5 protein-coding genes and 1 pseudogene are annotated in these 5,359 nt (G+C 60.2%); all 6 read right to left on the bottom strand.

Annotated elements, in window-relative coordinates:
• Positions 1 to 106 precede the first annotated feature (106 nt).
• Positions 107 to 955: a UDP-N-acetylmuramate dehydrogenase gene (gene murB / locus TX82_RS14125; protein ID WP_005005717.1), complete on the bottom strand. Its 849-nt coding sequence runs from the start codon at positions 953 to 955 to the stop codon at positions 107 to 109.
• Positions 889 to 1,167 (bottom strand): hypothetical protein, encoded by a 279-nt coding sequence (locus TX82_RS16425; protein ID WP_005005716.1) that lies wholly within the window; start codon positions 1,165 to 1,167, stop codon positions 889 to 891. Before TX82_RS16425 ends, murB begins: the two co-directional genes overlap by 67 nt.
• On the bottom strand, positions 1,161 to 2,579 hold the full coding sequence (murC, locus tag TX82_RS14120) for a UDP-N-acetylmuramate--L-alanine ligase (RefSeq protein WP_005005714.1): 1,419 nt from the start codon (positions 2,577 to 2,579) through the stop codon (positions 1,161 to 1,163). Before murC ends, TX82_RS16425 begins: the two co-directional genes overlap by 7 nt.
• Positions 2,580 to 2,616: 37 nt before the next feature.
• Complete coding sequence (gene murG, locus TX82_RS14115) at positions 2,617 to 3,711, bottom strand: undecaprenyldiphospho-muramoylpentapeptide beta-N-acetylglucosaminyltransferase (protein ID WP_005005713.1); 1,095 nt, start codon at positions 3,709 to 3,711, stop codon at positions 2,617 to 2,619.
• A gap of 10 nt (positions 3,712 to 3,721) precedes the next feature.
• Positions 3,722 to 4,831, bottom strand: coding sequence for a putative lipid II flippase FtsW (ftsW, locus tag TX82_RS14110; RefSeq protein WP_005005712.1), 1,110 nt, complete (start codon positions 4,829 to 4,831; stop codon positions 3,722 to 3,724).
• Positions 4,832 to 4,960: 129 nt separating this feature from the next.
• A pseudogene (locus TX82_RS14105) lies at positions 4,961 to 5,323 on the bottom strand (glutamate ligase domain-containing protein); the annotation flags it as partial.
• Positions 5,324 to 5,359 lie beyond the last annotated feature (36 nt).

The raw sequence follows: 5,359 nt of genomic DNA, 5'->3' as shown, positions 1-5,359 counted from the left end.
CCCCGAACCGGCCAAAGTTCGGGGCAAAGGAAGGAGGGGTACCTTTGTTTTGCGGACCATATTCGTTTGTTCAGGCGAACGCCCCTTCCTGCGTCCGCGTTTCAATTCAATCCCATTCGCCGGCGAGCACGACCTCGGTTTCGAGATCGATGCCGGTTTTTTCCTTCACCACCTTCTGCACGGTTTCGATGATCTCGCGGATGTCGTGTGCTGTCGCCTCTCCCTGGTTGACGATGAAGTTGGCGTGCTTGATCGACACCGCCGCGCCGCCGATGCTGAATCCTTTCAGCCCCGCTTCCTCGATCAGGCGGCCCGCGGTATCACCTTCCGGGTTCTTGAACACGGAGCCGGAGTTCGGCAGGGTGAGGGGTTGCTTCTGCCGCCTGCGGTCGAGGTGAGCGTCGATGGCTTTCTGGATTTCCAGGTGATCGCCCTTTTTCAGTTTCAATTCGGCTTCGATGACGATGCCGCCCGGCGTGGGGAAAATCGTTTTTCGGTACCGGAACGTCAACTCGTCGCGGCTCAGCGTTTCGACTTCGCCGTCGTCATTGATGCGCGTGACGTTGCGGATGACGTCGCCGATTTCGGTGCCGTCGGCCCCGGCGTTCATCACCACCGCGCCGCCCAGAGATCCCGGAATGCCCACGAGGTCCTCGATGCCGGTCAGCGAGTACTTGGCGAGGTACTTGACGAGATACGACATCTTGGTGCCTGCACCGACACGCACGGAAGCGACTTCTTCGCCGCTGGTGAGGCGCGAGAACACCGGCGTCTGGATGATCTTGAACATTTCCTTGACCGAGAGCACGATGCCTGGGATGCCGCGGTCGGCCACCAGCAGGTTGGTGCCTTCTCCCAGCACGAACACGGGCAGATCGCCGCGGTTCCTCAATATGTTTTTGATGTCTTCGATGTTTTTGGGGACGATGAAGTAGTCGGCCGGCCCCCCACGCAAAGAGACGTGTGCCGGGACATCAGTTCGTTCTGCCGCACTTCTCCCTGAAGGGTATCCAGCCATTTCATGGAACGGGTCATGGCGTTTCTCTTGTAAAATTTTTTGCCGAGGATGGTTTTGGGCACATCGGTGACGGTGGAGAAGTGCACGCTGTGTCCATGGTTCATGTGGGCGTAACGGATGAGTCTGGATTTCCAGGGATCGTTCAGCATGAAGAGGGGTCCTTTCCTGCATCTCCGCCGCGGAGCCGGGCGGGAAGGTTGGCGATCAGTTCGCGTCCGAGTTCCCAGATGTTTCCCGCGCCCAGCGTGAGGAGCACGTCGCCGGGCTGGAGGAGTTGGGTCAAACGGTCCTGGGTGGTTTTACGGTCTGCAATGTATTCCGCGTGCTTGTGGCCGAAGTTCTTGATGCCCTCGACCATGCGTCCGGCAGTCACCCCTGCGACAGGGTCTTCGCCTGCGGCGTAGATATCGTTGACGATCACGCAGTCGGCGTTGTGAAACGACGACCAGAACTCCTGCATGAGCGACCGCGTGCGCGAATAGCGGTGCGGCTGGAACACCACCACCATGCGGCGCTCCGGCCAGACCTCGCGCACCGTGCGCAGGGTGGCCTGGATTTCCACCGGGTGATGGCCGTAGTCGTCCACCACCACCAGCGGTTCGGTGTCGTGGGTGATCTCGAAACGCCTCTGCACGCCGCGGAACTGTTTCAGCGCGTCGGCGATGGTGTCGAACGTGAGGTTGAGTTCCATTGCAACAGCCACCGCCGCCAGCGTGTTCAGCACGTTGTGGCGTCCGGGGGCAACCGAATGCAGGGTGCCCAGCGGTTTGCCGTGGTGGAACACGTCGAACCAGGTGTCGAGTCCCTTGAAGCGGATGTTTCGCGCGGTGTAGTCGGCCTGGCTTGTCAACCCGTAAGTGATGGCGCGTTTCTCCACGTGCGGAATCAGCGACTGAATGTTGACTTCATCGAGGCACAGCACCGCGGTGCCGTAGAACGGAACCTTGTTGATGAAATTCAGAAACGCTTCCTTCATGGTGTCGAGCGTGCCGTAGTACTCCATGTGTTCTTCATCGAGGGTGGTGACCACGACCACCGTCGGCATGAGTTTCAGGAACGAACCGTCGCTTTCGTCCGCTTCCGCGACCAGGAACTCGCTTTGTCCCAGCTGCGCGTGACTGCCCACGCTTTTGAGCTTGCCGCCGATGACCACCGTCGGGTCGAGTCCCCCGCCCGCAAGGAGGGTACCCACCAGCGAAGTGGTGGTGGTTTTGCCGTGTGTGCCGGCGATGGCGATGCCGTACTTCATGCGCATGAGTTCCGCCAGCATCTCCGCCCGGCGGATGACGGGGATGGACTGCTCCCGCGCCGCCTTCACTTCCACGTTGTCCGCTTTCACCGCGCTGGAGGTGACCACCACCTGGCAGTCGGCGACGTTCTCCGCCGCGTGTCCGTAATGGATCGTCGCGCCCGCCTTCTCCAGGTGTTCGGTGACGGCGGAGCGCGTGAGGTCGGAGCCCGTCACGTCGTAACCCTGGTTGATCAGCACTTCAGCAATGCCGCTCATGCCGGCTCCTCCGATACCGATGAAATGAATGCGCCGCGTTTTTCCCAGAAACATGGGGTCGCATGATCCTTCCTGTAAAAAAGGGGCGGTATTAAATCGCCGCACCCATCAATTGACGGCACAGGTCGCGCACGCGGTTCGTCGCGTCGCGTCGTCCCAGCCGGTAACTGTTCTTTGCCCGCTCTTCCAGCCTGTCCGGATTCTGCATCGCGTCGAGGATGGATTGAGCCAGCTTGTGTCCGTTGATGTTGCGGTCGAGGATGACCTCGGCCGCGTCCGCCGCTTCCAGCACACGCGCGTTGTGTTCCTGATGATTGTGCGCCGCGAAAGGAAAGGGGACGAGCACCGAAACCTTGCCCGTCGCCGTCACCTCCGCCAGGGTCGTCGCCCCGGCGCGGCAGATGACAAGCGATGCTTGGCGGTACTGCTCTTCCATGTCGTAAATGAATGCCTCGGCGCGCGCGGTGAAACCCGCCTGCTCGTAGCGTTGCCGCACCAGCGCTTCGTCTTTTTCTCCAGTCTGGTGCACGATGCGGATATCGTCTTTCACGTTTTCGAGATGTTCCAGCGCTTCCAGCATCGCCGCGTTGATCGACTGCGCGCCCTGGCTTCCGCCGAGAATGAGCAGGTGGAAAGGCTGACCCGGCTTCCACGCCACCGGCTCTTCTTCCTTGCAGAATTCTTCGCGGATCATGTTGCCCGTCTCCACCACCTTGTTGGCGGGAAAATAGTCCCGCGACTGCTCGAACGATACCGCGACCTTGCTTGCGATCTTGCCAATCAGCCGGTTGGTGACGCCGGGCACGGTGTTCTGTTCGTGCACGAGTATGGGGATGCGGAGCATCCATGCCGCCACCGCCACCGGACCCGACACATAACCGCCGACGCCGACGACGAGATTCGGCCTCTTGCGGATGAGAAAACACATCGACTGAGCCAGGCCCACCGGCAGTTTGCACCACGACGTCCAGCGTCCCAGCCCCTTTTTGCCCAAGAGACCGCCGGACAGAATGGTTTTTAGTGGCAGGCCTTCGCGCGGCAGGACGCGCGCTTCCAGGCCGCGTTTCGTGCCGACAAAAGTGATTTCGATGTTCTCGTCCATGGCTTTCAAAGCTCTGGCCAGCGCGATGCCGGGGTACAGGTGTCCCCCGGTTCCGCCTCCGGCTATGACGACGTAGTTCGCCATCGTGTTCGCATCAACGTCGGACCGTCTGCTCCGATATGTTCAACAAAACCCCCATGCCCAGCATGGTGATCAACAACGACGACCCGCCCAGGCTGATGAACGGGAGCGTCAATCCTTTTGTCGGCAGAAGACCCACGGCCACACCCATGTTGGTGAACGCCTGAATGGCGACCAGCAAGGTGAGCCCGGTGGCCAGGTGCGTGCCGTAGATGTCTTTTGCGTGGTACGCGATCTTGAAGCCGCGCCACAGCACCAGCATGAACAGCGCGAGGATGCCCATGGTGCCGATGAATCCCAGTTCTTCCCCGACGACGGAGAAGATGAAATCGGTGTGTGCTTCCGGCAGGTAAAACAACTTTTGCCTGCTGTCGCCCAGGCCCAGTCCCCATATGCCGCCACGTCCGAAGGCGAGGAACGACTGCACTGCCTGGAAGCCGGTGTCCGACGGGTCCGCCCACGGATCGAGAAACGACAACAGGCGGCGCTTGCGGTACTCCGCGCTCAACACCGCCGAGATGAGGAACGGCGCGGCGGCTATGACGGAGTAGATCAGGTAATTCTTTTTCACGCCTGCGATGTAGAGCATGGTGAAGCAGACAATCGAGATGATGAGCGCTGTGCCGAAATCCGGTTGCAGGAGAATCAACATGAAAAAAATGCCAAGCACGATGAGGTTCGGCAGAAACCCGTAAGCGAAGTTGCCCAGCTTGTCGGCCCGCTTGACCAGGGATTTGGCCATGAACAGGATGACGGCGAACTTGGCCAGCTCCGACGGCTGGAACGAAAAGCCGCCCAGCACCAGCCAGCGCCGGGCGCCGCCGACTTCCTTGCTCATCTCCGGCATCATCACCGCGATGAGCAGGAATACGGTGGCGGCCATTACGGGATAAGTTGCACCGTCCAGCTTGTGGTAGTCCACGGATTTCGCCGCAAACAGCATGACCGTTCCAATCAGGACCCACAGCAGATGACGTTTCAGGAAAAACCAGGAGTCCTGGTATTCTTCCATTGCATACACCGCACTCGAGCTGAATACCATGACGATGCCTATGAGCACGAGCAGGGCGACGGCGAAGGCCAAAATGCGGTCGCATCCCGGTTGTGAGTTTTTCTGGGTCATAAACCAAATCCTCAGGCGGAAACCGCATGAAATCCGCCGCTTCTTTCACAAACGTTGAACGCATTCGCGGAAGCGTTCACCCCGGTCCGCATAATCGCGGAACATGTCGAAACTGGCACAGGCCGGGGACAGCAGAACCACATCCCCCGGTTCCGCATGGGTGTAGGCGACCTGTACCGCGGCGTCCATGCTTTGAGCCGCCTCGTGGCCAAACGACCCGTTCAGCACCGCCTCTATCTTTGATCGGGCCTCTCCGATGAGTACCAGATACTTGATCCTTCCAAGAAAGATTTCCTTGAGGGCGGAGAAGTCGCCCCCCTTGTCTTTGCCTCCGGCAATCAGGATCACCGGGCGGTCGAAGCTGTTGATCGACTTTTCCACCGCGCCGATGTTCGTGCCCTTCGAGTCGTTGAAGAAATCGACGCCGTTGACCGTACGCACCCATTCGAGCCGGTGCGGCAGGCCTTCGAACTCGCGGAGCGTCGCCGGCATGGCGGCGGGATCCACTCCTGCAAGGTAGGCCGCGGC

It is taken from the genome of Nitrospina gracilis 3/211 (genome assembly GCF_000341545.2).
GTDB lineage: Bacteria > Nitrospinota > Nitrospinia > Nitrospinales > Nitrospinaceae > Nitrospina > Nitrospina gracilis.
Note: the sequence above shows the minus strand (reverse complement) of the source record. Positions and strands in the feature narration are given on the sequence as shown.

What these genes read in the sequence shown, in the direction of transcription:
- TX82_RS16425 (WP_005005716.1), bottom strand. Translation starts at nt 1,167, where the DNA reads ATGCTGAACGATCCCTGGAAATCCAGACTCATCCGTTACGCCCACATG.
- murC (WP_005005714.1), bottom strand. Translation starts at nt 2,579, where the DNA reads ATGTTTCTGGGAAAAACGCGGCGCATTCATTTCATCGGTATCGGAGGA.
- murG (WP_005005713.1), bottom strand. Translation starts at nt 3,711, where the DNA reads ATGGCGAACTACGTCGTCATAGCCGGAGGCGGAACCGGGGGACACCTG.
- ftsW (WP_005005712.1), bottom strand. Translation starts at nt 4,831, where the DNA reads ATGACCCAGAAAAACTCACAACCGGGATGCGACCGCATTTTGGCCTTC.